The 26,176-nt window shown below is 67.2% G+C and carries 32 protein-coding genes and 2 tRNA genes; 15 read left to right on the top strand and 19 right to left on the bottom strand.

Annotation, left to right across the window (positions count from 1 at the left end):
- Positions 1-4: 4 nt before the first annotated feature.
- Positions 5-601, bottom strand: coding sequence for a hypothetical protein (locus ACXIZN_RS30305; RefSeq protein WP_457958427.1), 597 nt, complete (start codon positions 599-601; stop codon positions 5-7).
- A 71-nt stretch (positions 602-672) separates the two neighbouring features.
- A complete protein-coding gene (locus tag ACXIZN_RS30300; protein WP_457958426.1) occupies positions 673-1,032 on the bottom strand; it encodes a hypothetical protein in 360 nt (119 codons plus the stop codon).
- 122 nt (positions 1,033-1,154) lie between these two features.
- On the opposite strand from ACXIZN_RS30300, the gene ACXIZN_RS30295 reads away from it, so the two are divergent.
- From ACXIZN_RS30295 to ACXIZN_RS30285, 3 genes are read left to right on the top strand one after another with little or no spacing between them, the layout of a single operon-like run.
- Positions 1,155-1,955: a GntR family transcriptional regulator gene (locus tag ACXIZN_RS30295; protein WP_457958425.1), complete on the top strand. Its 801-nt coding sequence runs from the start codon at positions 1,155-1,157 to the stop codon at positions 1,953-1,955.
- 3 nt (positions 1,956-1,958) lie between these two features.
- Positions 1,959-2,807 carry a glycosyltransferase gene (locus ACXIZN_RS30290; protein WP_457958423.1) on the top strand — a complete coding sequence of 283 codons (849 nt, stop codon included), beginning with the start codon at positions 1,959-1,961 and terminating at the stop codon, positions 2,805-2,807.
- Between the two features lie 46 nt (positions 2,808-2,853).
- Positions 2,854-3,576, top strand: coding sequence for a DUF6338 family protein (locus tag ACXIZN_RS30285; RefSeq protein WP_457958421.1), 723 nt, complete (start codon positions 2,854-2,856; stop codon positions 3,574-3,576).
- On the opposite strand, the gene ACXIZN_RS30280 is transcribed toward ACXIZN_RS30285, so the two are convergent.
- Positions 3,518-3,802 (bottom strand): hypothetical protein, encoded by a 285-nt coding sequence (locus ACXIZN_RS30280; protein ID WP_457958419.1) that lies wholly within the window; start codon positions 3,800-3,802, stop codon positions 3,518-3,520. The two genes, ACXIZN_RS30285 and ACXIZN_RS30280, sit on opposite strands and share 59 nt — an antisense overlap.
- Positions 3,803-4,229: 427 nt before the next feature.
- On the opposite strand from ACXIZN_RS30280, the gene ACXIZN_RS30275 reads away from it, so the two are divergent.
- Together ACXIZN_RS30275 and ACXIZN_RS30270 are read left to right on the top strand one after the other, a co-directional pair.
- Positions 4,230-4,802, top strand: coding sequence for a TetR/AcrR family transcriptional regulator (locus tag ACXIZN_RS30275; RefSeq protein WP_457958417.1), 573 nt, complete (start codon positions 4,230-4,232; stop codon positions 4,800-4,802).
- Positions 4,799-6,190: an MFS transporter gene (locus ACXIZN_RS30270; RefSeq protein WP_457958416.1), complete on the top strand. Its 1,392-nt coding sequence runs from the start codon at positions 4,799-4,801 to the stop codon at positions 6,188-6,190. Before ACXIZN_RS30275 ends, ACXIZN_RS30270 begins: the two co-directional genes overlap by 4 nt.
- Here ACXIZN_RS30270 and ACXIZN_RS30265 read toward each other — a convergent pair.
- Genes ACXIZN_RS30265 through ACXIZN_RS30245 form a run of 5 tightly spaced genes read right to left on the bottom strand, consistent with a single transcriptional unit; the run spans position 6,138 to position 9,875 of the window.
- Entirely contained in the window at positions 6,138-6,899 is a 762-nt protein-coding gene (locus tag ACXIZN_RS30265; protein WP_457958414.1) for a class I SAM-dependent DNA methyltransferase, read from the bottom strand. The two genes, ACXIZN_RS30270 and ACXIZN_RS30265, sit on opposite strands and share 53 nt — an antisense overlap.
- A gap of 54 nt (positions 6,900-6,953) precedes the next feature.
- Positions 6,954-7,523 (bottom strand): dihydrofolate reductase family protein, encoded by a 570-nt coding sequence (locus ACXIZN_RS30260; protein ID WP_457958413.1) that lies wholly within the window; start codon positions 7,521-7,523, stop codon positions 6,954-6,956.
- A 40-nt stretch (positions 7,524-7,563) separates the two neighbouring features.
- Positions 7,564-7,986 carry a PPOX class F420-dependent oxidoreductase gene (locus ACXIZN_RS30255; protein ID WP_457958411.1) on the bottom strand — a complete coding sequence of 141 codons (423 nt, stop codon included), beginning with the start codon at positions 7,984-7,986 and terminating at the stop codon, positions 7,564-7,566.
- On the bottom strand, positions 7,983-9,197 hold the full coding sequence (locus ACXIZN_RS30250; RefSeq protein WP_457958409.1) for a DUF4241 domain-containing protein: 1,215 nt from the start codon (positions 9,195-9,197) through the stop codon (positions 7,983-7,985). Before ACXIZN_RS30250 ends, ACXIZN_RS30255 begins: the two co-directional genes overlap by 4 nt.
- 39 nt (positions 9,198-9,236) lie before the next feature.
- A complete protein-coding gene (locus tag ACXIZN_RS30245; protein ID WP_457958407.1) occupies positions 9,237-9,875 on the bottom strand; it encodes a TetR/AcrR family transcriptional regulator in 639 nt (212 codons plus the stop codon).
- 97 nt (positions 9,876-9,972) lie between these two features.
- On the opposite strand from ACXIZN_RS30245, the gene ACXIZN_RS30240 reads away from it, so the two are divergent.
- Together ACXIZN_RS30240 and ACXIZN_RS30235 are read left to right on the top strand one after the other, a co-directional pair.
- A complete protein-coding gene (locus ACXIZN_RS30240) occupies positions 9,973-10,113 on the top strand; it encodes a hypothetical protein (protein WP_457958406.1) in 141 nt (46 codons plus the stop codon).
- Between the two features lie 49 nt (positions 10,114-10,162).
- Positions 10,163-10,543 (top strand): VOC family protein, encoded by a 381-nt coding sequence (locus tag ACXIZN_RS30235; protein WP_457958405.1) that lies wholly within the window; start codon positions 10,163-10,165, stop codon positions 10,541-10,543.
- A 54-nt stretch (positions 10,544-10,597) separates the two neighbouring features.
- On the opposite strand, the gene ACXIZN_RS30230 is transcribed toward ACXIZN_RS30235, so the two are convergent.
- The 4 genes from ACXIZN_RS30230 to ACXIZN_RS30215 are packed head-to-tail and all read right to left on the bottom strand — an operon-like array spanning position 10,598 to position 13,104.
- Entirely contained in the window at positions 10,598-10,987 is a 390-nt protein-coding gene (locus ACXIZN_RS30230) for a VOC family protein (protein ID WP_378346099.1), read from the bottom strand.
- Positions 10,984-11,274 carry an ArsR/SmtB family transcription factor gene (locus ACXIZN_RS30225; protein WP_005152025.1) on the bottom strand — a complete coding sequence of 97 codons (291 nt, stop codon included), beginning with the start codon at positions 11,272-11,274 and terminating at the stop codon, positions 10,984-10,986. Before ACXIZN_RS30225 ends, ACXIZN_RS30230 begins: the two co-directional genes overlap by 4 nt.
- Before the next feature lie 43 nt (positions 11,275-11,317).
- Positions 11,318-11,962, bottom strand: coding sequence for a response regulator (locus ACXIZN_RS30220; RefSeq protein WP_457958403.1), 645 nt, complete (start codon positions 11,960-11,962; stop codon positions 11,318-11,320).
- The gene (locus ACXIZN_RS30215; protein WP_457958401.1) at positions 11,953-13,104 is read right to left on the bottom strand and encodes a histidine kinase; all 1,152 of its coding nucleotides are present in this window, start codon (positions 13,102-13,104) and stop codon (positions 11,953-11,955) included. The genes ACXIZN_RS30220 and ACXIZN_RS30215 overlap by 10 nt, the downstream gene beginning before the upstream one ends.
- A gap of 135 nt (positions 13,105-13,239) precedes the next feature.
- Between ACXIZN_RS30215 and ACXIZN_RS30210 the strand changes: the two genes are divergently transcribed.
- The gene (locus tag ACXIZN_RS30210) at positions 13,240-13,890 is read left to right on the top strand and encodes a DedA family protein (protein WP_457958399.1); all 651 of its coding nucleotides are present in this window, start codon (positions 13,240-13,242) and stop codon (positions 13,888-13,890) included.
- A gap of 215 nt (positions 13,891-14,105) precedes the next feature.
- Here ACXIZN_RS30210 and ACXIZN_RS30205 read toward each other — a convergent pair whose 3' ends face one another.
- The 6 genes from ACXIZN_RS30205 to ACXIZN_RS30180 all read right to left on the bottom strand — a co-directional run bounded on the left by ACXIZN_RS30205 (position 14,106) and on the right by ACXIZN_RS30180 (position 20,506).
- Positions 14,106-15,266 carry an alkaline phosphatase PhoX gene (locus ACXIZN_RS30205; protein ID WP_457958397.1) on the bottom strand — a complete coding sequence of 387 codons (1,161 nt, stop codon included), beginning with the start codon at positions 15,264-15,266 and terminating at the stop codon, positions 14,106-14,108.
- Positions 15,263-15,766, bottom strand: coding sequence for a helix-turn-helix domain-containing protein (locus ACXIZN_RS30200; RefSeq protein WP_457958395.1), 504 nt, complete (start codon positions 15,764-15,766; stop codon positions 15,263-15,265). Before ACXIZN_RS30200 ends, ACXIZN_RS30205 begins: the two co-directional genes overlap by 4 nt.
- Positions 15,763-15,963 (bottom strand): hypothetical protein, encoded by a 201-nt coding sequence (locus tag ACXIZN_RS30195; protein WP_126733312.1) that lies wholly within the window; start codon positions 15,961-15,963, stop codon positions 15,763-15,765. Before ACXIZN_RS30195 ends, ACXIZN_RS30200 begins: the two co-directional genes overlap by 4 nt.
- Positions 15,964-16,130: 167 nt before the next feature.
- A complete protein-coding gene (lon, locus tag ACXIZN_RS30190; RefSeq protein WP_457958393.1) occupies positions 16,131-18,533 on the bottom strand; it encodes an endopeptidase La in 2,403 nt (800 codons plus the stop codon).
- Positions 18,534-18,700: 167 nt separating this feature from the next.
- The gene (locus ACXIZN_RS30185) at positions 18,701-19,549 is read right to left on the bottom strand and encodes an SAM-dependent methyltransferase (protein WP_457958392.1); all 849 of its coding nucleotides are present in this window, start codon (positions 19,547-19,549) and stop codon (positions 18,701-18,703) included.
- 18 nt (positions 19,550-19,567) lie between these two features.
- Complete coding sequence (locus ACXIZN_RS30180) at positions 19,568-20,506, bottom strand: GNAT family N-acetyltransferase (protein ID WP_457958391.1); 939 nt, start codon at positions 20,504-20,506, stop codon at positions 19,568-19,570.
- A gap of 280 nt (positions 20,507-20,786) precedes the next feature.
- Between ACXIZN_RS30180 and ACXIZN_RS30175 the strand changes: the two genes are divergently transcribed.
- The 6 genes from ACXIZN_RS30175 to ACXIZN_RS30150 all read left to right on the top strand — a co-directional run bounded on the left by ACXIZN_RS30175 (position 20,787) and on the right by ACXIZN_RS30150 (position 24,823).
- Positions 20,787-23,402, top strand: a complete 2,616-nt coding sequence (locus ACXIZN_RS30175) for a putative bifunctional diguanylate cyclase/phosphodiesterase (protein WP_126733316.1) — start codon at positions 20,787-20,789, stop codon at positions 23,400-23,402.
- Between the two features lie 78 nt (positions 23,403-23,480).
- Positions 23,481-23,553 (top strand) — tRNA-Thr (locus ACXIZN_RS30170).
- Between the two features lie 49 nt (positions 23,554-23,602).
- Positions 23,603-23,675, top strand: a tRNA-Met gene (locus ACXIZN_RS30165).
- 45 nt (positions 23,676-23,720) lie between these two features.
- Positions 23,721-23,885, top strand: coding sequence for a 50S ribosomal protein L33 (gene rpmG / locus ACXIZN_RS30160; protein WP_005152047.1), 165 nt, complete (start codon positions 23,721-23,723; stop codon positions 23,883-23,885).
- Positions 23,886-23,972: 87 nt separating this feature from the next.
- Entirely contained in the window at positions 23,973-24,422 is a 450-nt protein-coding gene (locus ACXIZN_RS30155; RefSeq protein ID WP_034304171.1) for a MaoC family dehydratase N-terminal domain-containing protein, read from the top strand.
- Positions 24,419-24,823, top strand: coding sequence for a MaoC family dehydratase (locus ACXIZN_RS30150; protein WP_457958389.1), 405 nt, complete (start codon positions 24,419-24,421; stop codon positions 24,821-24,823). Before ACXIZN_RS30155 ends, ACXIZN_RS30150 begins: the two co-directional genes overlap by 4 nt.
- Before the next feature lie 75 nt (positions 24,824-24,898).
- Here ACXIZN_RS30150 and ACXIZN_RS30145 read toward each other — a convergent pair whose 3' ends face one another.
- Positions 24,899-25,831, bottom strand: a complete 933-nt coding sequence (locus ACXIZN_RS30145; protein WP_457960635.1) for an SGNH/GDSL hydrolase family protein — start codon at positions 25,829-25,831, stop codon at positions 24,899-24,901.
- Positions 25,832-25,949: 118 nt separating this feature from the next.
- On the opposite strand from ACXIZN_RS30145, the gene ACXIZN_RS30140 reads away from it, so the two are divergent.
- Entirely contained in the window at positions 25,950-26,165 is a 216-nt protein-coding gene (locus tag ACXIZN_RS30140) for a hypothetical protein (RefSeq protein ID WP_126733319.1), read from the top strand.
- The last annotated feature ends 11 nt before the right edge of the window (positions 26,166-26,176 follow it).

Below are 26,176 nucleotides of genomic sequence, written 5' to 3'. Positions count from 1 at the left end.
CTCCTTACAGGTAGCCCGCGTAGGCCTCGATGGCCGTGCGGGCGGCGGAGGTCATGCCGAGGAGCTGTTCGGTCTGTTCGGCGATCTGCGCGAGCATTCCCGCCGCGTCGTGAATCTCGGCCCGGCCGCTGCCCTGCGCGACTGTTTCGACGGTGCCGGTGATTTCGCGCAGCTCCTGCGCGGCCTGAGCGAGAAGGCCCTGTACGCCTTCGGCGCGGGAGTTGGCCAGGGACAGCGCGGCGCGGAGTTCTTCGACGTTGGCCATAGTGGTGGTTCCTTCCGTGCTGACGGATGCGGGACTGGCGGAAACAGCGGGACTGGCAGACAAGGCAGGATCGGCGGGCTTCGACCTCGCCGGTCGCTCGTACGGAATGCGGATGTCATCGAGTGACAGCGACAGTGCCGAGGAGTCGCCGGTGCGGCGGTACTCCGCCGACTCGGCCTCGCGGTACTCCTCCGCTATCGCGTGGGCGGCCTTGACCTCGGCAGGCGTTGCGTTGCGGAGAGCCGCGTCAAGCAGTGCGGAAGCCCGCTCGTACTCACCCGAGCCCTCCGCGTCGAACACGATCGCGTTGCCCTCGTGCACGACCAGCCGAGCCAACCGCGCCACCTGGTCCGGCCGTACCGGCCCGGCCTCCGCTTGAGGTCTCGGCTTTGACCATGGCCACGCCATTACGCGGCCTCGCCCTCGGACGACGTGGCGGCGGTGGTGTCCAGCAGCGACGGCAGCGCCCGCAGCACCGTCCGGCCACTCCGTCGCTCCGAGCGGGTCGCTCGGCGGACGTCGGTAAACGAGTGCGTCACCCGCACATCCGCCGCAGCCGTCGCGGCCGCCAGCTCCGCGTCAACCGACGCGATCAGCGCGTCAACCTCGCGCTCCTCGTCGGTGTACTCCAGGAAGTCCCAGGCCATCGGCGCGGCAGCCTGAACAGCAGAAACATCGAACTCCAGTCCGTCAAACGACGCTTCGGCCTGACGGCGGGAGATGTGTGCCGACCTCATCGGGTCCCCTTCGCTCGGTTCCAGGTTCATCCTGGGATGTTCTCTTCATCCCGGGATGGCATACCGAGAACCTTGCCGTCTGCATCCCGACGTTGTCAAGTCCATCCCGGGATGGAGTTTCGAAACCTGGGATGGTGTGCGAGGATGAGGGCATGGAACGAATGGACGCGAAAGCGGTAGCTGAGCAGCTCCGGGCGGACATCCACGAGGGCAAGTTCGCGCCGGGGGAGACCTTGCCGAACACCGAGCAACTTCGAGAGCGGTTCGGTGTCGGGAAGAACGTCGTTTCCGCCGCTGTGCAGACCCTGAAGGGGCAGGGGCTTCTAGCGCCCGGCGGCCGAGGGCAGCCCGTTCGTGTTCGCGTGGTTCCGCAGAAGTTGACGCGCTCGAACGCCAACTATCAGGTGGAAAAAGACCTGGTCAAAGAACCCGAGGACGTTCGTCGGCGCCACGGCTCGGCGGAGCGGGACGCCAAGGTCGACATCGCCACCGTCAACGACGACAAGGTCACCTATGAGGTCGTACCTCCGCCGGAAGAGGTAGCCAAGATCATGGGGCTTGCGTCGAGTGACTACGTACTACGCAGGACTTACCTGCGGCAATACCGGGAAGGCGAGGGCTACAGCAGGATGGTTTCGTACCTGCCGTATTCGCTCGTCAAGGATCATCCACCGCTGTTGGACTCATCCAATGAGCCATGGCCCGGCGGTACCCTTCACCAGCTCTACACGGCGGGGGTGGAGGTGGGGAAGATCGAGGATCGCGTTTCCGCGCGCATGCCCACCGAGGAAGAGGTGGCCCTCTATGACATCCCGTTCAACGTGCCCGTGATTCCCATCCTGAAGATCAGCTACGACACGTCGGGGCGCGCGGTAGACGTGGCGGAACTCCTGACTCCGGCGGACCGAATTTCCCTGTCTTACACCACCGAACTGCGAAAGTGGGACGAGTAAGCAATGGCAACGCCACGCTTGATCTCCGTCGTGACGGCCGTCTTTGAGGGCGGACACCACTACCTCAAGGAAGCTTACGAGTCTCTACGGGCTCAGGAGATGCCGGAAGGCTGGTCCTGGGAATGGTGCGTTCAGGAAGACGGCAGTAGCGGTGTGCCGAAACAAGAGCTTCCCGACGATGATCCTCGCGTCCACTACGGCACCGGTTTGGCCGGCCGCGCGGCCGTCACCCGCAACATGGCGCTATCTCAGGCGCGGGGGATCGTGATTCGCAACCTTGACGCGGACGACGTGCTGCTGCCGGGTGCACTAGCGCGGGATATCGACGCGTTGCACCGCGTCGCGTGGTGTGTCTCGGCGGGTCTGGACCTGCATGAGGATGGGACGACAACGCCCGGGCCGTACGACCCTCCCAATGGCCCCGTGGAGCCCGGCCGCTTCTACAAGGAGCAGTCAGAGAACAGGCTCTCGGTGCTAGCGGCGAATGTCGCGATGCACACGGACCTCATCTGGTCCTTGGGCGGGTGGATGGCTCTCACGGGGGCCGAGACCATTGCCACGCTGTTGGCGGCGGAGGCAGTGACGCCAGGGGAGTTCATCGCCGAACCGAGCATGCTCTACCGGAAGCACTCGGCGCAGACGACGGCGGCTGAGTCGTACTGGAACCCGCAGGAAGACGAGGCGCGTCGGCGGCTCATCCAGATGCGCGTGGACGCCATCCATGCCAATGGGACGCGATATCAGCCGGGTTCGATCGATGGCGACGATTCGGTGGTAGACCAGTCCTTGCCGCCAGAGGGGCGCCAAGCGGAAGCTCTCTCTCGTACGAAGCGCGATGAGACTGCCAGGTAGTCCGCTGGTCTAGCCCTATATTTCGCTCGAACCTCTTGGAGGAGTATTGCCCACCACTCTGACTGGTGTAGTCCTATTTGTTGTACTTCTGCTTCCGGGGGTGGCGTACGTCGCCATTCGCGAGCGTAACTTCCCCGACCAGAAAAAGTCGCCGTTTCGTGAGAGTGCAACGGTGGCGACCGTAAGTGTGGCGGCAAATGTCTTTACTATTTTGGTAGTGACAGTACTTGCTGCCTGTTTTCCGGGGAAGGTGCCTGACGTTGGCCGGTTGATTCTTGACGGCTCGGTGTACTTTCGGGCCAACTTGCCAATGGTTCTATGGTGGTCCCTCGGTGCAATGATGTTTGCAATAGTGTCGTCTTCGACTGTTGCCTTTATTGTGGCTCACCGGTCGCCGCATCCGTCTGCGATGTCTTCTTGGTGGATACTGTTCGACGAGCTCAAGGGTGAGAACGATGACATTCTAGTCAACTGCATCCTTGACGACGGGTCAAGGGTTGAGGGCAGTGTACTATCCTTTAGTACGGCTGCGGACGAAACTCAGGATCGTGATCTGGTTCTAACTAGTCCAATCAGTTACGCATACGAGAAAGAGCAAGAGTCGCAGATCTATGATGGTGCGGATGCTGTATGCATTCCGGCCTCTCGTATAGTTGCGATGTATGTAGCCTATGTGGCGCCTTTTGGGGGAGAGTCAGAATCGGAGGATTCTACTGCTTTGCAGGAGGCTTCGGCATCTTCAGGGGATTTGCCGACGGAATCGGCCTAGGTTTGCGAGTTACGATTTTTTGGCCACGGGCCTCGTCTATGGCCTTGACTAACTTCTGAACGTCTGTGAGTTTGGCGCCCTTCTCGACCTTCTTTGGCTTGGCGGCCCTCTCAGCGCTCTTGGATTTAGCGCCCTTCTCGACGCTCTTGGGCTTGGCGTCCTTCTGGGCGCCCTTGGATTTGACAGCCTTCTGAACGTACTTTTGGCCTCCGGTCTTCTTTGGCATCCTAAGCACTCCTTATCTCACGTGATCGACCTGTGCGCCGAGCAGCACGACGTACAGCGGTGCTCCAAGATCGTGTCTTCGCGTTGGAACGTTACGTCCTAGTTGGCCTGAGCTCGCTAGTCATGTCCCTAAAAGTTGGGATCTGGCGGGCGGCTGTGGGGGTGGCGCAGTTGCCAACTGGCGACGGTGGATCCGCTGTCGTTGAGAGACTCTGTGCCAAATATGCCCCAAAGTTCGGGTCGAGAGACGATAACGCGCAGGTCAGCGCATGTCTGGCCGCTTGTCTGTAAATCAGACGGCACTGCCTTCGGGGGTTCGAATCCCTCACTCGCCACACAGGAGCGGCCCCGTGACCCAGTCACGGGGCCGCTCCTTTTCATGCGTCCCGGGTCTTTAGTAAGTGGTTAGTAACTAGTAACTTGAAGCCATGGCTGGACGGATGAGCGGACCCGAGCGACGTGCCCAGGTGCTGGCCATCGCCGCGGAGGAGTTCGCGGAGCACGGGCTGCACGGGGCGTCGACGGAGGAGATCGCGAAGACGGCGGGCATCACGCAGGCGTACGTCTTCCGCATGTTCGGGACGAAGAAGGCCCTGTTCCTCGAACTGGTCCAGGCCGCGTTCGAGCGGCTCAGCGACGCGATGCGGGACGCGGGCGCGGGCGAGACCGGGCTGAAGGCGCTCTCGGCGATGGGCGCACAGTACTTCGACCTGCTGACCGACCGGACCGGGTTGTTGCTGCAGCTTCAGGGCTTCGCCGCGTGCGGCGACCCGGAGGTGCGGGACGTGGTGCGGTCGTGTTTCGCGCGGATGTGGGACACCGCCGAGAACGGCACCGGACTCGACCCGGTGACCGTGAAGACGTTCCTCGCCTTCGGGATGCTGCTGAACGCCGGTGCCGCGATGGACGTCGAGCAGGTCGACGCGCTCTGGGCCGAGGGGGTTCGCACCCGGATCCAGCCGGGCCTGTTCACGCACGTCACCACCGAGACGAACCGATGAGTGCCCCCGTCCGGCGGGACGGGCGGCTGAGCGCCGCACTGGTGTGCACGGCGTTGGCGGGCGCCGTGATCGGCAGCGTCGGCGCGCCGCTGATCACCCCGGTCGCCACGGGGCTGCACGTATCCCTCGACGCGGCACAGTGGACGTTGACGGTGACGCTGTTCAGCGGCGCGATCGCTGGTCCGGTCCTTGGCAGGCTCGGCGGCGGCCCGTACCGCCGCACCACGATCCTGATCACACTGGCCATGGTCACGACGGGCGGATTGCTGACGGTACTTCCGCTTCCGTACACGGCGTTGCTGATCGGACGCGCCCTGCAGGGGCTCGGGGTCGCGGCCGGGGCACTGTTGATGAGCGTCTCCCGCGCGCACCTGCCGCCCGAGCGCTCGACCTCGACGATCGCCGCGCTGTCGGTCGCGTCGACCGTCGGCATCGGGGTCGGCTACCCGGTGGTCAGCCTCCTTGACCAGCTCGCGGGCCTGCGCGCCGCATACGGCTTCGGATTCCTCCTCTCCGTCGTCGCGTTCCTCATCGCCTGGCGCATGCTGCCTGCCGAGGCGCCCGGTCGGCCGCCCCGGATCGATGTCCCCGGCGCGTTGCTCCTCGCGCTCGGCACACTCGGGGTTCTCCTGCTCATCGCCGTGCCCTCCCTGTGGTCGACCGTGTGGCTCGCCGGTGGTCTGCTCGTCGGTACCGCCGCGGTCCTGGCCGCGTGGGCCTTCGTCGAACTGCGCACGACGGAGCCGCTGGTGGACCTTCGGCTGCTCGGCCGAGGACCCGTCTTCCGCGCGAACCTCGCGATTCTCGTGGCCGGGGCGGGTCTGTACCTGTTGTTCAGTCTCTTCACCCGCTACGTGCAGACACCTGCGGACGCCCCGTACGGATTCGCGCTGCCCGGTGTCGCCGCGGGCGCGGCGTTGATCCCGTTCTCCCTGCTCGGATTCGTTGCGGGGAAAGCGGTTCCGCGTATGGACGAGCGGTGGACGTACCTGGTTTCGACCGTGATCGCGGTCGCAGGCGCACTGGTGTTCGCCGTCGGAAGTCAGTCGTTCGTTCTCGTCCTCCTGTCTATCGCCCTGCTCGGGTTCGCCGTCGGCGGCATCTTCGCGGTGATGCCCAGACTCGTGCTCGTCGGTGTGCCGCAAGGGGAAACGGCCAGCGTGCTCTCGATCAACCAGATCGCGCGCAGTATCGGCATGGCCGTGGGCAGCGCCCTCGCCGGGTTGCTGCTCGCCGCGGCCACCCCGGACGGCGCCCTCCTCCCCACCCGCAACGGCTATCTCACAACGGCATTGTGGGCACTGCCCCTGCTCGCCGTCGGCGCGATCATCATCTTCACGGACGGGCGCGTTCCCACACGGACACGTGCTTCGTACTCTCGGCGGTGAACTCCGAACGGTCCCAGTCCGCCCAGCGGTACCTCAGGCGCATCCCGGCGATGCGCGCCATGAGGTCCATTTCAGCCGGCCACGCGTACCGGAAGGGAATGCGGCGGAAGCGCCCCTGCCCATCCGGCGACACCGTGACGTGGTTCGAAGTGAACTCCTGTGTAACGACGTCGTACTGGTCGAACCCGACGTAACCGCTCTCCATCGCGAACGGCACGATGTCCTGCCCGGGCGGCAAGCGGCGCAGCTCCGGCAGGCCGACCTCGACGACGAACAGCCCGCCCGGCCGCAGGTGCGCGGCCGCGTTGCGGAAGACGTCGACCTGACCGTCCTGCGTGGTCACGTTGCCGATCGTGTTGTACACCAAGTAAACCAGCGAGAATTCGCCCTCCACTCGTGTCTTCGTCATGTCGCCGAGCGTTACCTCTACGGCGTCACCGCCCGGCTTGTTCATGATTCGGTCCGCCATCGCGCGGCTCAGTTCGATACCGCTCACCGGCACACCGCGCGCCGCCAGCGGGATCGCGATCCGTCCGGTCCCGACGGCGAACTCGAGCACCGGACCGTCGGCCAGGTCCTCGAGGACGTCCACCGCCGGCGTCACCACTTCAGGCGCGTTCGCGCCGCCCGGCTCGTCATAGCCCGCGGCCACACTCTCGGGGAACCAGCCGTCCGCCGGGTCGTCTCCCGTATCCGTCTCACTGATCACGGCCGCCGACGCTACGCCCGCGACCGTGCGCTCCTCATCCCGTTTTCGGTGACGTCAGCGCGACGCGGCCCGATAACGCAACAGCACGATGCCCGACGCGAACGTCCGCTCCTCCACCAGCCGAAGCTTCGGGACGCCGGTGGCACCCTCGAACAACCGGCGGCCTTCACCGGCCACGACGGGATAGACGAACAACCGGTACTCGTCGACGAGGCCCTCGGCGATGAGCGCCCGCACCAGCGAGATGCTGCCGGTCGTCACGATGTCCTTGCCTTCGGCGGCCTTCAGGTTCTCGATCTCGGAACGCAGCTCACCGGAGAGCACCGTCGTGTTCCGCCACTCCGGCTCGGTCAGCGTCCGCGAGACCACGTATTTGTCCACTGAGTCGAGATAGGCCGAAATCCCAGTCGTGTCCTCGGTTTGCTTCGGCCAATATCCGCGCATGTCTTCGAAGGTGACGCGTCCGAGGAGGAACGCGTCGGCGTTCTCACGTTGTTCTTCGAGCACGGCCAGGACGTCCGACCGGTCCACGTCCGGATCGGTGTCACCCGGACTGAACCAGTCACCCGCCAGTTCGATCACGCCGTCGATCGTGCAGTTCTCCGTGACGATCAGCTCCCGCATGGACCAGACCGTACCGCCGCCCACCGACAAAAACGGCGCGTCACGCCTCGCCGTGCACCGCTCGCCTCGACGGATACCACGTCTCGCCGGCGGGTTCGCCCGCCATGTTCCAGCTCCACGACACCTTCGGCGTCACGCGCGCGTAGATGCCCGGGCCGACCATGCCGACCCGTTCGATCGGATCGGCGGCCTCGCCGTAGACGCGGATGCCGCGGGCGATGAACGGGTCGAACGAGACCGTGTCGTCGACGACCAGTGCCACTTTGCGACGTCCTGCCCGGATGTTGCGGAACTTCCGGGTCGCGAGAACCGAAGCGCCCACTCCACCGACCCAGAAATGCGTGCCGTCGAACTCGAACGCCAGCGGGACGACATCGGGCTGCTCGCCGTCCTCGGACAGGGTCGCGAAGCGGGCCAAAGGCTGCGAGCGCAGGTATGCGATCTCATCGTCGGTAAAGGTCATGACGCCATCATCCGGGCGCGGTTGAGGACCAGCATGTCGGTGACGAAGCAGACCGGCGTGCCGTCGGCCGCCCGGCCGATCCACGTCGGGTAGCTGCCGTCGCCCCAGCCGGTGGTGAACGCGATGATGTTGCCTTCGGCTCCGTCCGGAGTGACGTCGATGTACGGGTCCACCTCCTCGAACTTCTCCAGAAGGTCGTCGTCCATCTCCCCGGGGAGGGCGGCCGCGTCGGCGAAGCAGCCCGTGCCGCTGTCCACGCCGTAGCCATAGAACTCCCCGTCCCCGAGGAAAAGCGCGTTCTGTCCTGGCCAGAGCGCGGTTTCCCAGGTGGCGACGGGAGCGTCGGCGACGACGAGTTTGGCGGCGGCGACCCGTTCGTGGGCGGGTTCGTCGACGAACCGGATCACGGAGATTTCGACCCGGTACTCACCGGGCGGCACGGTGACCGTGAAGTGCTCCGCGTCGGCGTCCAGGAACGCCGGGTCCGCCGCGACGAGCCTGCCGCTGGGCATCCGGAGCCCGCCGGCGTCCCGGAGCTCGACCTCGACGAGGCCATGGTCGCCGCTCAGCGAGAAGCGCGTGCCCGCGGTGAACATCTCGTCCATGCCGGAAGGGCGCAGCGGAACGGATGGCCGCCAGGGACGTTCGTCGACGGGCAGCGGCGGATCGGCATCGGGAGTGTCCGGTGTCCGGAGGGTCAGCGGCCCCGAATTCGCGAGAGGTTCCCAGTCGCCGAAGGCAGGCCTCGGCATGGCCAGCTCCGACACCTGCTTGCTCACCTGACCGCTGCTGGAGCCGCCGCCGTAACCCTGGGGCGCCTGATGCATCCAGCCCTTGCCATCCGGGCCGAAGGACATCTCCAGATGGCCGGCGCTCTTCTTGTCGAACTCCTCCTGATCGTCGAACCGGTAGGTCCACTGCTCGACCTTCATGAGGAACAGCGAGCCGTCCTCCAGCACCCGGAACTCGAAGAAACCTCTGCGCCTGCCGAGTTCATCGAACTGCACTGTGCGGGCGAAGCAGTGCTTCCACGCGATCTCGAGCAGAACCTGCGGCACCTCGGTGCCAGGGCGCATTAGGGCGACGGCGTACTGCTCTCCGGCGGCGTCGCGCCCGCGCGCTGTGCCGGAGGAGAGCCTCCCGATCACCGCGCGGGCGGCCGGATCCCAGCCTTCGCAATAGACGACGTCCAGCAAGGTCCCCTCAGACATGCAGCGGAACCTAGCGGGAACCCCCGACAAAACCCAGGGCTATTCGCGGATCGCGTAGTCACCGAAGGCCGGTTCCAGCAACTCGAAAGCTCGTTGGGTCGCCTTCGTCAGCGCGGCGGCGATCTCTTCGTTGTTTTCGCCGGCGTGTGAGCGCCGGAGGACCTCGCGGAAGAGAACGCGGTCGATCGCGTTGAGCTCGGCGGCGGCCATGACCGGGGTGACGTCGTCCGCGTCGGCTCCGGTCTCGCTCGCGAGCAGTTCGGCGAGCGCCGCTTCCCGTAGTTCGTGCAGTTCACGCAGCCGGGCGGTCAGGGTCGGGCTCTCCAGGACCATTTTGGCGAAGATCGGTCCGGTGAAGCCGATCACGGGCGAGTGCTCGGCCACCGCGTCCAGGAAGGTGCGCCGTAGCGCGGCCAGCGCCGACTCACCCGGCTTCCGGTCCCGGACGGCGTTCGCCAGCCCGTTCGTGAACTCCTCGTGCTGGTCGAGCGCCAGGTCCTCTTTGCGTGCGAAGTAGTTCGTGACGGTCTTCTTCGCGACTCTCGCCGCTGCGGCGATCTCGGCGATCGTGGTCTCCTCGAAGCCCTTCTCGATGAAGAGCAGCGTCGCCTGATCGGAGATCAGCTGCCGTGTCTCCTGCTTCTTGAGCTCCCGCAAACCCACATCCGTGCTGGTCATGCGCGAAGTTTACCACCGTCGTAAAAATATCCTTGACTTACGGTGCGTCGGATGTAAACTTACGTCCGTACTACCGAACAGTGAGAGAAGAGGCTCCTTGACCGCTCGAATCCCCCAAGGCAACGAAGGCACCAACCGCGCCCGGGTCCGCCGGAACGACCGCCGCCAGCAGCCGTTCCCGGGCCGCTCGATGCCGGTGCGCCGCTCGACCGGCGTCCCGCGCCGCCGGTCGTACTGACCGGTCCGCTTCTCCGGAAACCCACCCGCCGACCCGAAGGGGATAGCCCATGAACGTCCTTGCCTCCACCGTCTCGCTGACCGTCGACGACGTCGCCGCTTCCAGCCGTTTCTTCACCGAGCACTTCGGTTTCACCGAGCAGATGGCCGCGGAGGGTTTCGTCTCCCTCGGGCATGAGACCGCGAAGATGACCATCGTCCTGCTTCAGGCGGGGATCGAGGTCCTTCCGGAGAACCTGCGCCAGCAGCGTGCGTCCGGTGTGATCGTGGCCTTCACGGTCGAGAGCCTCGAAGCCGAGGAGAAGCGCCTGCGCGACGAAGGTGTCGAGATCACGTTGCCGCTGCGGGAAGAGCCGTGGGGAGAGCGCCTCCTCATGGTCACCGACCCGAACGGCGTGCCCGTGGAACTCGTGGAATGGGTGCAGCAGTAAGGAACTTCGCGGCGGGGCTTGGTCCACAGTGGACCAAGCCCCGCATTCTCGTTGCTACTTCATCGTGGCGAGCTGGATCAGGTTGCCGCAGGTGTCGTCGAAGACGGCGGTGACCACGGGCCCCATGTCGACGGCGTCCTGCGTGAACTCGACGCCCAGGCCCTTGAGCCGGTCGACCTCGGCGTAGACGTCGTCGACGGCGAACTGGGTGAACGGGATGCCGTCGTCGGTCAGCGCTTTCTTGAACGGCTTCGCCGCGGGGTGGCCGTCCGGTTCCAGCAGCAGTTCGACACCGTCGGGGTTGGCGGGGGAGACCACGGTGAGCCAGCGGGCATCGCCGGTGGGTACGTCGTGTTTCTTGATGAATCCCAGTTTCTCGGTGTAGAACTCCAGTGCCTTGGCCTGGTCGTCGACGAAGACACTGGTGATGTTGATCCGGATCACGGGTTCGGTTCCTCTCGGTCGATGGGCCACCGCTCGACGATCGACCGCAGCGGGCTCGTGTCGATGTGGTGGAACTTGTAGCGGCCCTGCCGCCGGGTGTGCACCAGGCCCGCCTGTTCGAGCATCGCGAGATGCTGTGAGATGGCCTGCCGTGACGAGGCAAGGCCATGTTTCATGGTCAGCCTGCCGCAGATCTCGAACAGGGTCTGACCGTCCTTTTCGGTCAGCTCGTCCAGGATGGTGCGTCGCGTCGCGTCGCCGATCGCCTTGAACAGGTCGCCGTCCACGACTCCGTTATAGGCAAGTCGTCACTTGCCTGTCAACTCGGGCTCAGGAACCGAGGTAGCGCAGGACCGCGAGGACTCGACGGCTGTACCCGGCGGTGCTGGCCAGTCCGAGCTTGTCGAAAATGGCGTTCACGTGCTTCTCGACGGCGCTCAGCGACACGAACAGCGAGCCGGCGATCCCGGCGTTCGTGTGGCCCTGCGCCATTTTCTCCAGCACTTCGCGCTCGCGGACGGTCAGTTTCGCGAGCGGATCGGTATGGGTGGTCCGCGCGAGCAGCCGCCGGACGACCTCCGGATCGAAGGCCGCCCCGCCCGCGGCGACACGGTCGAGCGCGTCCAGGAATTCGCCCACCTGGGCGACCCTGTCCTTGAGGAGATAGCCGACGCGTTCGACGTCACCGGTGATCAACTCGGCGGCGTAGCGCTTCTCGACGTACTGCGAGAGCACGAGTACCCCGGTCTCCGGCCAGCGGTTCCGGATCTCGAGCGCCGCGCGAAGACCCTCGTCGGTATGGGTCGGCGGCATGCGGACGTCGGTGACGATCACGTCCGGCCGGTAGGCGGCCGTCGTCGAGAGGAGCGCGTCGCCGTCGCCGACCGACGCGACGACATCGTGCCCCTCTTCGACCAGTAGCCGGACCAGCCCCTCTCGCAGGAGCGTCGAATCCTCGGCGAGGATCACTCGCACGGCAGCACCGCCGTCACCACGGTCGGGCCGCCGATCGGACTGTCCACAGTGAACTGCCCGTCCGCGGCCGCGACGCGCATCGCGAGGCCGGAAAGACCGCCGCCCGATTCCCGCGCGCCACCGGTCCCGTCATCGGTGATCCGCACCCGCACGTTGTCCCCCTCTCGCTCGGCCTCGATGTCGATCCGCGTCGCCGCGGCGTGCTTGATCGTATTGGTGACCGCTTCGGACGCGACGAAGTAGACGACGGTCTCGACGGCCGCCGGTGGTCGTTCCGGCAGGTCAACCCGCAGGTGGACGGGTATCCCCGAGCGTTCCGCGAGCGCTTCGAGCGCGGGGTGCAGCCCGTCGGCGTCCAGTGCGATCGGATACACCCGCCACGAGACCTCGCGCAGGTCGACGAGGGCGCGCTGGGATTCCTCGTGCGCTTGCCGCAGCAGATCCGACGCGCGGTCCGGGTCGGTGGCCCGCCGTGCCCGGCCGAGCAGCATCCCGAGCGCGACGAGCCGCTGCTGGACGCCGTCGTGCAGATCCCGCTCGATCCGGCGCCGCTCACCGTTGACCGCCTCGACCACGTCGGCCCGGCTGGTCGCGAGCTCCGAGACCCTCCGGCGTAACTGTTCTCTTTTGCTGGGACCGAAAAACCGCCTCGCCAGCCTGGCATCCAGCGTCGCGGCTCCGATCAGTCCTTGCAGGCACAGAAAAACGAGGATTCCGCCGAAGAGGAGAGTGGTGACCGGGTCGTACCAGTCGGCGGGCGCTCCCCCGCCGGGGGACTGACCGTCGAGGAGCTGGGCGGCGATGATCAACCCGGATCCACCGCCCAGCAGGACGATGAGGAAGATCGCGGCGCAGAGCAGGCCGATGACGCATCGCGGGACGAGATACGCCATCGCGCGCCGGTCGGTGTAGTCCGCGGCGTTCTCTTCGCCGAAGTATTTCTCCAGTCTCCGTCGTTCCATTTCGGACAGTGCCCGCGCACCGGCGAAGACAGGGAGCCGCAGCGCGGGGACGGCGAGCGCGATTCCGCCGAAGAGCACGTAGAAGAACTCCGCGACCGCTGTCGTGGCGCCGATCGCCAGGCCCAGCGTGCCGCGGAGACTCTTGCGCAGATAGCGGCGCATCGCTGCCGGGACAGGCATAACGCCAGGTTAGCGGGGTATCCGGAAACGGGTACTGCGGTTTTCCTCAGTGATCTGTGCCGCTTAACCCCAGGGTGCGGAACCCGGGTGATTCGTACGTTCGTTGGCAACTGCAGACGACCACGAAAGGCCGCCATGAACCTCCTGCTCGCCCAAACCGCCAGCGAATCGATGGGAGGACTCGCCGGCTGGGCGGTGTCACTGATGGACGCGCTGGGTGGTCCGGGTGCCGCGATCATCGTCGGCCTGGACAACCTGTTCCCGCCGATCCCCAGCGAACTGGTGCTCCCGCTCGCCGGGTTCTCCGCCAGCCAGGGCACGTTCACCCTGGTGGAAGCGCTGGTGTGGACCACGTTCGGCTCGGTCGCGGGCGCGATCATCGTGTACTACCTCGGACAGTTGCTTGGCCGCGACCGCACCCGCCGCTGGATGGCGAAGATCCCGCTGGTCAAGACCTCCGACTTCGACAAGACCGAGGCCTGGTTCCAGAAACACGGGACCAAGGCGGTGTTCTTCGGCAGGATGGTGCCGATCTTCCGCAGCCTCATCTCCCTGCCCGCCGGGATCGAGCGCATGCCGTTCTGGCGGTTCCTGGCCCTGACCACGCTGGGCAGCCTGATCTGGAACACGGTGTTCGTGCTAGCCGGCTACGGCCTCGGCGAGAGCTGGCACCTGGTCGAGAAGTACGCCGGGTTCTTCCAGTACTTCGTGATCGCCGCCGTCGCCGTCGCGTTGACGCTCTTCGTGGTGAACCGGCTGCGTGAGAAGAACCGCACCAACGCCTGAGCCGGTGCGGGGCGCCCGGCCGGGCGCCCCGCACGCGGTGTCGGAGCCTGTTTGCGGAGCTGAGGCCGGGGCGGAGAAAGGGACACAACGCGTGAACCCGCCCCGGCCGAAGGCCCCGCTATCGCGGTGGTAGGGCGCCCTTGCCGGTCAACGGGAGAGGGTTGACCAGGTCGCCCTGCCGACGTCGATCGCGGTGCGGGTTCACCAAGAGGCACTCAGGACCGGAAGGGGCCGGTCACCTCGTAGGTGATCCCGCCCGAGGACGAACCGGAGGTACCGCGTTGCGACGAGAAGTACAGCCGGTTCCCCGCCGGGGTGAACGCCGGGCCGCAGATCTCCGACGAGCTCTGGCCGTTGATCCGCAGGAACGGCGCCACGATGTCGTTCGGCGTGATGATGCAGATCTCCATGTTGCCGCCGTCTTCGGCGACGAACAGGTCACCCGAGGAGGTTCCCGTGACGTTGTCGACGCCGGTCAGCGGGGCCGAGCCGGGGCTGACCAGCGAGTCGTCGTAGGCGAGCTCGTAGGTGTTGTTCGTGAGGTTGAGCTGCCAGACGCGGTTGTCACCCTTGGTGGTGAACCACGCGGTGTCGTTGGCGTAGTGCAGTCCTTCGCCGCCGCTGAACCGCTTCGCGCCGGACACCTGGTTGCGGGTGGCGGTGGGGGAGCCGTCGGGGTCGGGCACGTTCGCCCAGGTGAAGCTGCCCGAGGTCGCCGTGCCCGCCTTGAGCACCTGCAATGTCCCGGCGGAAAGATCGCCCCAGGTCGTCGGGACGAAGCGATAGAAACAGCCGTCCGAGGTGTCCTCGGTCAGGTAGACGACCTTGCGCACCGGGTCGGCCGCCGCGGCCTCGTGCTTGAACTTCCCCATCGCGGGCCGCTGGACGGCGGCCGTGGCCGGGCCGTTCGGCTGGCACTCGTAGACGAACCCGAGGTCGATCTCCTCGCAGGAAAGCCAGGTGTTCCAAGGAGTCTTGCCGCCCGCGCAGTTCTGGCGCGTGTTCGAGAGGATGCGGTGGGCGCCGGTGATGTTCCCGCTCGCGTCGAATTTGATCGCGCTCGCCCCGCCGCCGGGCGTGATCTCCGAATTCGACACGTAGATCCAGCCGCTGCCGTCGGCGAACACCGCGCCGCCGTCCGGGGCGCTGTGCCAGGTGTACCCGGTGTTCGCGACCTTCTGGCCGGACCGCGCGATCACGCGGCTGGTGAAGCCCGCCGGCAGCTGGATCCCGTTCGCGTCGGCCGCCTGGAGCGCGCCGTACGGGCTGGGTCCGTTCTGGGCGGGCGCGGCGAGGGCCGCTCCCGAGAGCCTGTTTCCGAACGCCGTGACACCGGCGCCGACCACGGCCGCGCGCAGGAAATTCCGTCGCTTCACTCATGCCTCCGAGACATCCGCTGATGTGGTGGTGCGGGAAGGAGCGGGTCGGAGAGTACGGGCGGAACGGGACTTCCAGGTGAATTCGCGGCATATTCAGCGCGAGAAGGGAACTTTCGTAGGGAACCCTCGCTCAGCACAATTTCCCGGGCTTTGCGGAGTCCCGGGGCGTCGGCCCCGCCGCGTTGTTCCGCGACGGCCAACGCGAGCAGTATCCGATCGATCGGCGCGTATCCGCCATTGCGGTGGTGACGACGTCCGATCAGGTGACGCCAGTCGGCGAGATACTCGTCGATTTCCGGTTCTCCTGGAACCGCCCGGAGCAGGGGGCGCAGCAGTGCTCTCATCTGGTTTTCGTTGCCGGGCAAGGTGTTCCGGGCCAGCGTGTCGGCCAAGGTGCTGCGGGACCAGCCGGTCGCGGCGGCCAGCGCGCGGATGCTGAGGCCGCTTCGGTCGCGCAGTTCACGCAGTCGCGCCATGAACTCGGATTCGGTGTTCATCGGTGTGCCCTGGCGGGCACGGGGTGGCGGAGAACGGCGCCGAACAGGGCGATGGCGATGCCCGCGGCGATCGAGGCGCTGGTGCCGGCGAAGGTCAGCGCCGCGGTGAAACCGGTGAGAATGCTCAGACAGACGATCTGACCGGCCGAAACGCACCTGCGCCTCGGCCGCAACGGGGAAAGAATTCCTTGACTCATGACCTTGCCCTCTCAAGGATCACGCACCCCGGCTGGGTGGCACGCAATACACGTTATCAAAACGTGATAGGGAGTTTAAGGCTGAGCAATGTCCGGGTTCGTCCGGATCTCGGAAAGCCGAAAGCCCCGGATCCTTGGCAGGATCCGGGGCTTCAGGGCTCGCGTCGTTACGCCGCCTGGGCGACCGGGGCCGTCGCCGGGGCCAGCGCGATGTCCAGCACCTCGCGGACGTTCGCCACGGCGTGGACGTCCAGCTGTGCCAGCACCTCGGCCGGGACGTCGTCCAGGTCGGGCTCGTTGCGCTGCGGGATGATCACCGTCTTCATCCCCGCCCGGTGCGCGGCCAGCAGCTTCTGCTTGACCCCGCCGATCGGCAGCACCCGCCCGGTCAGCGACACCTCACCGGTCATCGCGACGTCCGACTTCACGACCCGGCCCGAAAGCAGGGACGCCAGCGCGGTCGTCATCGTGATGCCGGCGCTCGGCCCGTCCTTGGGCACCGCGCCCGCGGGGACGTGCACGTGGATGCCGCGGTCCTTCAGGTCTCCGACCGGCAGTTCCAGCTCGGCGCCGCGCGAACGCAGGTACGACAACGCGATCTGCACCGACTCCTTCATCACGTCACCCAGCTGGCCGGTCAGCGACAGCCCGGTCGAGCCGGACTCCGGATCCGCCAGCGACGCCTCGATGTAGAGGACGTCGCCGCCGGCGCCGGTCACCGCCAGCCCCGTCGCCACGCCCGGGGTCGACGTGCGCTGCGTCGACGCGGGCAGTGAGGACTCCGGCAGGTGCCGCGGGCGGCCGAGGTAGGTCTCGAGCCCGTCGGCGTCGATCGTCAGCGGCAGCTCGACCTCGTCCAGCGCGACCTTGGTCGCCACCTTCCGCAGGACCTTCGCGATGGTCCGGTTCGCGTTGCGCACCCCGGCTTCCCGCGTGTACTCGGCGGCGATGCGGCTGAACGCGCCGTCGGTCAGCGTGACGTCGTCCTTGCCGAGACCGGCACGCTCCAGCTCGCGGGGGAGCAGGTGGTCGCGGGCGATGGTGACCTTCTCGTGCTCGGTGTAGCCGTCGAGGGTGACCAGCTCCATCCGGTCCAGCAGCGGGCCGGGGATGGTCTCGAGCGCGTTCGCCGTCGCCAGGAACACGACGTCGGACAGGTCCAGCTCGACCTCGAGGTAGTGGTCGCGGAAGGTGTGGTTCTGCTCCGGGTCCAGCACCTCCAGCAGCGCGGCCGTCGGGTCGCCGCGGTAGTCGGCACCGACCTTGTCGATCTCGTCGAGCAGCACGACCGGGTTCATCGAGCCCGCTTCCTTGATGGCGCGGACGATCCGGCCGGGCAGCGCGCCGACGTAGGTGCGGCGGTGGCCGCGGATCTCGGCCTCGTCGCGGATACCGCCGAGCGCCACGCGGACGAACTTGCGGCCCATCGCCTTCGCCACGGACTCGCCCAGCGACGTCTTGCCGACCCCGGGCGGGCCGGCGAGCGCCAGCACCGCGCCCGAACGACGGCCGCCGACCGGGCCGAGCCCGGACTCCGCGCGACGCTTGCGCACGGCCAGGTACTCGATGATGCGTTCCTTCACGTCGTCGAGACCGGCGTGGTCGGCGTCGAGGATGTCACGCGCGGCGGCGATGTCGTGGACGTCGGTGGTGCGCTCGTTCCATGGCAGTTCGAGGACGGTGTCCAGCCACGTGCGGATCCAGCCGCCCTCGGGGGACTGGTCCGAGGTCCGCTCCAGTTTGTCCACTTCGGACAGTGCGGCCTTCTTGACCGCGTCCGGCAGTTCGGCGGCCTCGACGCGGGCGCGGTAGTCGTCGTCGTTGGCCGTGCCGTCGAGTTCGCCCAGCTCCTTGCGGATCGCTTCGAGCTGGCGGCGCAGCAGGAACTCCTTCTGCTGCTTCTCCATGCCCTCCTGGACGTCCTTGCGGATGGTGTCGGTCACCTCGAGCTCGGCCAGCTGCTCGCGGCTCCATTCGAGGGCCTTCTCCAGGCGCGTGGAGACGTCGAGCGTGGTCAGTAGTTCGAGCTTCTGCTCGGTCTTGAGGTAGGAGGAGTTGCCGGCCAGGTCGGCGACCGCGGACGGGTCTTCGACCTCCTGGACGGCGTCGATCATCTGCCAGCCGCCGCGCTGCTGGAGGATCGCGATGACGACGGACTTGTACTCCGACGCGAGCTTCGCGGCGTTGTCGTCGCTGGTCTCGGTGGCGACCTCGGCGTGCACCCAGCGGGCGGCGCCGGGGCCGTCGGCGATGCGGCCGACGACGGCGCGGCGGGTGCCGCGCAGCAGCACCGCGGTCTTGCCGCCGGGCACGCGCCCGATGCGCTCGACGGTCGCGATGGTGCCGAGTTCGGCGTATTCGCCGTGGACGCGGGGGACGATCAGCACTTCGGCCTTGGTGGCGGCGCTGGACCGGATCCCCGGGAAGGAAGCCTGGGCAGGCGTGTTGGCCTGGGCGGACTCCACCGCGGCGCGCGTCTCCGGGTCGGCGAGGTCGAGCGGGACGATCATGCCCGGCAGCACGACGTCGTCATCGAGCGGGAGGACGGGCAGGAGGCGGTTGTCGGTCATCTGTGCACTCCTCGGTTAGTTGAGTCTGCCTAGCTCAACTCTCCGATCGACCCGTTTGTTTCCTTTCCGCGTTCGCCGTCAGCGATCACCCTCCCCTCAGACCTCTAACGCCCAACGCGTCGCGTTTAGCGGGCTAAACGCGACGCGCTGGGAGAAAAGGTCGGATGTCAGGGGTGGACGGCGACCCCGCACCACGCGAACGGCCGGGCACCTTCCTCGTCCCGCCGCAGCTCCCGCACCGGTCGCCAGTCGGGCAGGTGGACGACGCCGGGTTCCAGCAGCGGCCAGTCCCCGAAGAGCGGCTCGATCTCTTCGCGGTCCCGCATCCACACCGGGTTGCTCGTCTTCCGGTACTGCTCGACCATCCAGTGGAGCCCGTCGGCGTCCTTTCCCGTCTGGCCGCCGAAGCTCATATGTGACAGCCCCAGCCAGCTACCGGGCGCCAGCGCGTTCCGGTAGGTCGCGACGAGCGCGGGCGGATCGTCGTGCGGCCCGGCGAAATGCAGGACGGCCATCATCATCAGGCAGACCGGCTGCTCGAAATCGATCAGCCGCAGTGTTTCCGGATGCCGCAGAACGTCCTTCGGCCGCCGCATGTCCGCCTGGATGATCCCGGCCCACTCGGTCGCCTCGTGCCGTTCGAGGATCAGCTCCGCGTGCGCCACCGCAACCGGCTCGTAGTCGACGTACACGACCTTCGCCGTATCGCCCGGCTCCAGTTCCTCCTGGACGATCTCGTGCACGTTCCCGGCGGTCGGGACACCGGAGCCCAGATCGATGAACTGCCGGATCCCGGCGTCCAGTGCCGCGCGCACGACCCGGTTCATGAACTCGCGGTTGTGCCGCGCGCCCGGTTTGACCCACCGCCACTGCTTTTCCAGCGCGCGGGCGAACTCGCGGTCGACCGCCCAGTTGTGGGTCCCGCCGAGGAACCAGTCGTAGATCCTCGCCGCGGACGGCTTCTCGGTGTCCACCCCGGTCGGCGCCACCGGGGCCGCGTCATCGTCCCTCGTCACGAAAAGAGCCTATCGGGATCAGGGGACCGCCGGTCGCCGCTGCCAATACGTCCAGAGCGGCCGGTACCCCTGCGCGTACCAGAACGGCGTCGAGCGCGGGTTGGCCAGCGCGTGGTGCAGCAGCACGGCTTCGGTGCCGCATTCGTCGAAGACCTGGTGCGCGTGCGCGGCGAGCGCCGTCCCCACCCCGCTCGATCGCGCCGGTTCGGCCACCGCCAGCGACGACAGGTAGCCGACGCGCTCGGCCGCGACCCGGCCGTCGATCCACGCCGTCTCGCCGGGGAACTGCACCCGGACCATGCCCAGCGGCCGTCCGTACAGTTCGGCGATCCACAACGTCGGATTTTCGCGGCCGACGTGTTTCGACAGCTCCGCCCTGATCGTTTCCTCCGCGCCCTCGCGCAAAGTGACAGAACCGAACTGCGCGTCATAGCGCTGCAATTCCAGTTCGAGTCCGACGGCGGTTTCGAGATCATCCGCTTCGGCGGGCCGGATGTGCACGCCGGGCGTGGCGGGCGGCCCCGTCGCGGCGAGCCGGTCGGCCGGGCGGACCGCGATCACCAGCACCGGCGCGAAGCCGCGGCGCAGCAATTCGGCCGAGCCGGGGGAGTCCCGGCTCGGCCGCACGACGGTCGCCGCGGTCTCGACATCCCCAGGTGGGGCCACGGTCTTCAGATGTTCATCCCATCGGGTGAGTAATGCGTCAAGCGCGGCTTCGGGGCGGGGCCCGGTGAGCCGCGCTTCGAGGCGATGCTCGACGAGGGCCCGCCACGGAGAGTCAACGGAATCGGGACCCGCCTCGGTCCGTACCGACAATCCGGCGGCGGCCGAGTCGCCAACCGTCGCGGAGAGTGACACGGAGTCCTCGGCAGGCTCCAGTGCAGGCATTTCGGGGAGCAGGGCGTCCACGGTGGCGAGCCGCTCGGCGTGCCCGGCGGCGATCGCGTGGCTATTCATAGGGCTATTCAAGCCCCTACTCACGGGTCCGCCGGGAACTTCACGAGATTGGCCGGGGCGTGGCGTCAGGTGACTTCCGGTAGTCGGAAGGAACGCGAATAACGCTCCCATTTCACCCCTTGGTCCACGCAGGTCAGCGCGACGCGCCCATTGTTAACCCTGGGGTGATCTCATACTGTCTCGAATGGGACTCGGGTACGCCCTCCGGGGTACTGTATTGCCCTCGTCCCCGAGGTCGCGGTAGGACAAGACCGGTTGGGCAGCCGGGAAGGAAGGTCGGATGCCGGACACGAACGGCAGGCCCGGGAGCGCCGCACAGGCGACAGCGGGCAAGGGAGGCGCCGTTACGGAGGCTCGTACCGACGAGCGACGGTTCCGCGTCTACACCTTCGCGGTACTCACCATGGGCATCGCCGCCGCGGCCGCGGTCAGCCTGTGGCTGGACTTCGAGGCTTCGGACGACCTGTTGTGGATCGGGCCGATCCTCGCGCTCGCGTTCCTGCTCGCCGAACAGCTCGGCATCAACGTCGACGTCCGCAGCGGCATCTCGTGGACGATCTCGTTCACCGAGATCCCACTGGTCATCGGATTCTTCGTCGCTCCCTTCGAAGTCGTGCTCGCCGCCCATCTCGCGGCGGGCATCGGGACCTTGCTGGCCCGCAAGGTCGCGGGCCGCGTGCTCTACAACGCCGGCGCCTTCCTGCTGGAGATCACCGGCGCGTTCGCCGTGGCAGGGCTGGTGAAGCAGGCCTCCGGCGCCCACGACATGACCTGGATCGCCGCGCTGGCGGGCACTTTGACCGCGCCGCTGGTCAGCACGCTGCTCGCGCTCGCGGCCGTCCGCGTGCTGCGCCGCCGCATGCGGGTCAGCACCGCGATCCGGCTGACCGGCCGCATCCTCGTCGTCGGCTTCGTCAACGCTTCGGTCGGTCTTTCCGGATATTTGGTCATTTCCGGGACGCCGAAGGCCTGGCCGCTCGTGCTGGCCGTGTTCCTTGGGCTCACCGCGTTGTACTGGGCGTACTCGGATCTGCTGCGCGAGCAGCGCGACATGGAAGCGTTGTCCGACGTCAGCCTGATGGTCGCGCGTTCCGGTCAACAGGCCGCCGCGCGGCCTGCCGGGCGCGCGGACGAACTCGTCGGCGGTGTCGACGTCCGCGAGTGGGCGACCATCGCCGAACGCATCAAGGACCAGCTGGCCGCCGGCCGCGTCGTGCTCAGGCTCCGGCTGGAACCGAAGGACACCATGCGGATGGTCGTCGCGGGCGACGAACTGCCGCCCGTCGACCCGGCCGCCGACGACCCGCTGCTGCGCCTGCCCGGCGCGCACGTCCGGCACTTCCGGATCACCGAAGCCAATCCCGACGTCCGCTCCGCGCTGCTCGACCGCGGCGCGCAGGAGGCGCTGGTCGTCCCGCTGCGCAGCGCGAACCAGCTTCTCGGCGTCGTCGAAGCGCACGACAGGCTGTCCCGCTGGCGCGGGTTCGGCAAGTACGACGTCCAATTGCTCGGCACGATGGCCAGCCACCTCGCGACTTCCCTGGACAACCGGCGTCTCCTCGCGACCCTGCGCCACGACGCCTACCACGATCCGCTGACCGGCCTGCTCAACCGGCCGGGCTTCCGCCAGGTCGCCAAGGAACCGTTGCGGGAACAGGTCGACGCGGTCGTGCTCCGGATCGACCTCGACGTCTTCTCCACCGTCAGCGACGCCCTCGGCTACGTGTGGGCCGACCGGATGGTCATCGCCGCGGGCCGCCGGATCCGCGACGCGCTCGGCCCCGACGTCCCGCTCGCCAGGCTCGAAGGCGCGTCCTTCGCGGCGCTCCTCGTCGGCTGCGCGCCGGAACGCGCCCAGGCCGCCGCGGAACTGCTGCGCGCGGAGCTCGTCGCCCCGTACCCGGTGGACCGGCTCTCCGTCGAAGCCAACGCGATGATCGGCTACGCCACTTCGTCGGCGGAAGACGACGACCAGGTCGACGTCGACGGGCTCCTGCAGCGCGCCGACGTCGCCGTCCGCGCCACGAAGGGCGGCGAAGAGGTCCGCGGCTACATGGCCAGCATGGGCCAGATCTTCATGCGCCGGTTCCAGATGGTCACGCAGTTCCGGCAGTCGCTGGAAGAAGGCCAGCTGAGCGTCCACTACCAGCCGAAGATCACCTTGCCGAACCGGCAGATCCAAGGCGTCGAGGCGCTCGTTCGCTGGGTGCATCCGGAGTTCGGCAGGCTCGGACCCGACGAGTTCGTCCCGGCGATCGAAGCCGCCGGCCTCATCGGCGTCCTGACGTCGTTCGTGCTCGAAGAGTCGTTGAAGCGTGTGCGCAAGTGGCTCGACGAAGGCCTGCGCATCTCCGCCGCGGTGAACCTCTCGGTGCGGAACCTGGCCGACGAGGACTTCCCGACGAAGGTCGCGCGCGAACTCGACCGCTTCGGCATCCCGCCGGAACTGCTCACCTTCGAGCTCACCGAGTCCGGTGTGATGTCCGACCCGCAGAAGGCGCTGCCGATCCTGCGGGAGCTGCACTCGCTGGGCATCGTGCTCGCCGTCGACGACTTCGGCACCGGCTACTCGTCGCTGGCGTACCTGCGGCAGCTCCCGGTCGACCAGGTCAAGATCGACAAGAGCTTCGTCCTCGGCATGGGCACCGACCTCGGCGACCTCGCCGTCGTGCGCTCCATCGTCGAGCTGGGCCACTCGCTCGGCCTCACGGTCGTGGCGGAGGGCGTCGAGGAGGACGTCGCGCGGGATCAGCTCGAGGCGATGGGCTGTGACGTGGCGCAGGGCTACCTCATCTCGCGGCCGCTGCCGGAGGACCGCCTGGAGGCGTGGCTGCAGGCCCGCACGGCGCGGTCGCCGGGACGGCACTCCGAGACCGTCCTGACCCTGCTGACCTGAGGTTTTGCGGTACTCGGCCCCCCGGTTAAGACCCCTGAACCAGTCTGCTAATCTTTCCAAGTCCTCGCGAGAGGCAAGGCCCCTTTAGCTCAGTCGGCAGAGCGTTTCCATGGTAAGGAAAAGGTCTACGGTTCGATTCCGTAAAGGGGCTCAGAACCTCAGCCGCGTCACGCAAGCGTGTCGCGGCCAGGTTCATGTAAGGCGGTGTAGCTCAGCTGGCAGAGCAAGCGGCTCATAATCGCTGTGTCGCCGGTTCAAGTCCGGCCACCGCTACGCGGTAATCCTGGGTATCCCAGGCCTAGTAGAGAAGGAAATGCTGTGGCTGCCACTGACGTGCGACCGAAGATCACGCTCGCGTGTGAGGAGTGCAAGCACCGCAACTACATCACCAAGAAGAACCGGCGCAACAACCCGGATCGCCTGGAGATGAAGAAGTTCTGCCCGAACTGCGGTACGCACCGGACTCACAAAGAGACCCGCTGAGCGTCTAGCGGTTCTACCTGTCTCACCCGAAGCCGCCCTGGTCACCAGGGCGGCTTCGGGTTTTTCCGGGTTCGGTAGCCTGCTCGGGTGGCCTTGGACCAGTCGTTCACCGGGCGGGTGTACCCGCCGACCAGTACCTATGAAGTGAGTCGCGAGAAGATCCGGGAGTTCGCCGACGCGCTCGGCGACGCGAACCCGCTCTACCGCGACACCGAAGCGGCGAAGGCGGCCGGCTACCCCGACGTCATCGCGCCGCCGACGTTCCTGACGATCATCAACCTCGCCTCGATCAACGCGATCGTCTCGGACCCCGAGCTGGGTCTCGACTATTCGCGGATGGTCCACGGCGATCAGCGGTTCACCTACACGCGGCCGGTGCACGCGGGCGACGTCCTGTCGCTCACCACGTACATCGACAACATCATGACCCGCGCCGGGAACGACTTCATCAACCTGCGCGCCGAGATCTCCGGCGCCGACGGCGGCCCGATCGCCACCACGAACGCCCAGCTCGTGGTCCGAGGGGAGGACGCGTGAGCACGTTCACCGCCGGGAAAGAACTGACCCCGCTGACCATCGACGTCACCCGCGACCAGCTGGTGCGCTACGCCGGCGCCTCGCTGGACTTCAACCCCATCCACTGGAACGAGGCCTTCGCCAAGGAGGTCGGCCTGCCGGACGTCATCGCCCACGGGATGCTGACGATGGCGCTCGGGGCGCGGCTCGTCACCGACTGGCTCGGCGACCCCGGCCGTCTCGTCGACTACTTCGCGCGCTTCACGCGCCCCGTGGTCGTGCCGGACGACGGCGCGGCGACGATCGAGTTCACCGGGAAGGTCGCCGTGGTCAACGACGACGGCACCGCCCGCGTCGACATCACCGCCAAGTTCGAGGGCAAGGCCGTCCTGGGCAAGGCGCAGGCGATCGTCCGCATCTGACCTCAGGGGGAGCAAGGGACCTTTGCTATCGCTCGCTTAGCATGCCTAAGTAAGTAAGAGCAAAGGTCCCTTGCTCTACGTGAACTTGAGCAGCTTCTCGATGACCTCCGCCATCCCCTCCGCGCCCCGCGCGTTCGGATGCAGCGGCGCCGCGGGCACGGAAGGAGCGGGGCCTTCGACCCAGCGCCGGTTCGCGGCGCTGCACATGTCCCGCCCCTTGCTCGCTGTCGACATGTCGGCGAAGCCCGCTTCGTGTTCCTTCGCCGTCGCCTGCAACGCCTCGTTCAGTCGCTTCAGCGAGTCGCGGAAGTAGGCCACGTCGCCCGCGCCGACCGGCAGGACCGGCCAGCAAGCGGCGTCGTCGTCCGGAAGCACCGTCGGGTACCCCACGACCACGATGCGCGCCGAAGGGGCCTTCGCGCGGATCTGGTCCAGAATCCCGCCGAGCCTGCCCGCCGCGGCGGCGATCCGCTCGGCCAGCTGGTCGCGTCCGCCCGCGGTCAGCTGGGTCTTGCAGGGCGAAGCGGTCTGCACCTGCGTCGCGCACTGGCTCGCGAAGCCGACGAAGCCCACGTCGTTACCGCCGATCCCGACGGTCACCAGAGTCGTGTCGGCGTCGACGACGTCGAGCTGCGGAGCGTTCGTGCCCTCCCGGGTCTTCTGCTCGCCGGTGAGGTGTTCGGTCGTGGCGCCGCCGCAGCTGGCGTCGACGAACTCGGCCGGACGCAGCTTCGCGGCGAGCAGGCTCGGGTAGTTGTTGTCCGAGCGGTCGCAGCCCGGCGGCTCGCCCACAGGCCGCCCGGTGCCCGGCGAAGCCGTGTAGGAATCGCCCAGCGCCACGTACCGGCCCGCGCCGTCCGGGGTGGTGACTCCCGCTGGTGTCACCGACGTCCCGCGCTCCCACAGGTGGTACGCGATCCCCAGGACGGACAGCACGATCACCAGGAAGAGGCAGCCGCCGCCCGTTCTTCGCCGCGTCACCCGTTCGTTGTACGCGACCTGGGTCACTTTTGTCATCGGTCCGCTCGTCGGTGTACGACGCGTGAACGGGTGATCTCCGGTTGCCTGAGACGTGGATCACGTTCAAGGTGGTGCGCGTAGTTGCCCCGAGGAAAGGCGAAATCACGTGAGCCTGAACCTGAACAAGCTGGTCGACAAGGCGTGGGAGGACAAAGGCATCAACGAGGTGCTGGACGCTCCGCCGTCCGCGCTCGAGGGCCTGACCAAGAAGCATGACGAACTCCTCGCCGAGCTCAAGATCAAGACCATCCGGGACCTCGGCAACTGGAAGTACGCGGCGAAGGCCCACGCGCTCGTCCAGCTCGCCGACGGCGAATCCTGACCCGTTGAGGG

It is taken from the genome of Amycolatopsis sp. TRM77291 (assembly GCF_054166285.1).
The sequence above is the reverse complement of the archived record's forward strand: the minus strand, read 5'-3'. Positions and strand labels throughout refer to the sequence as shown.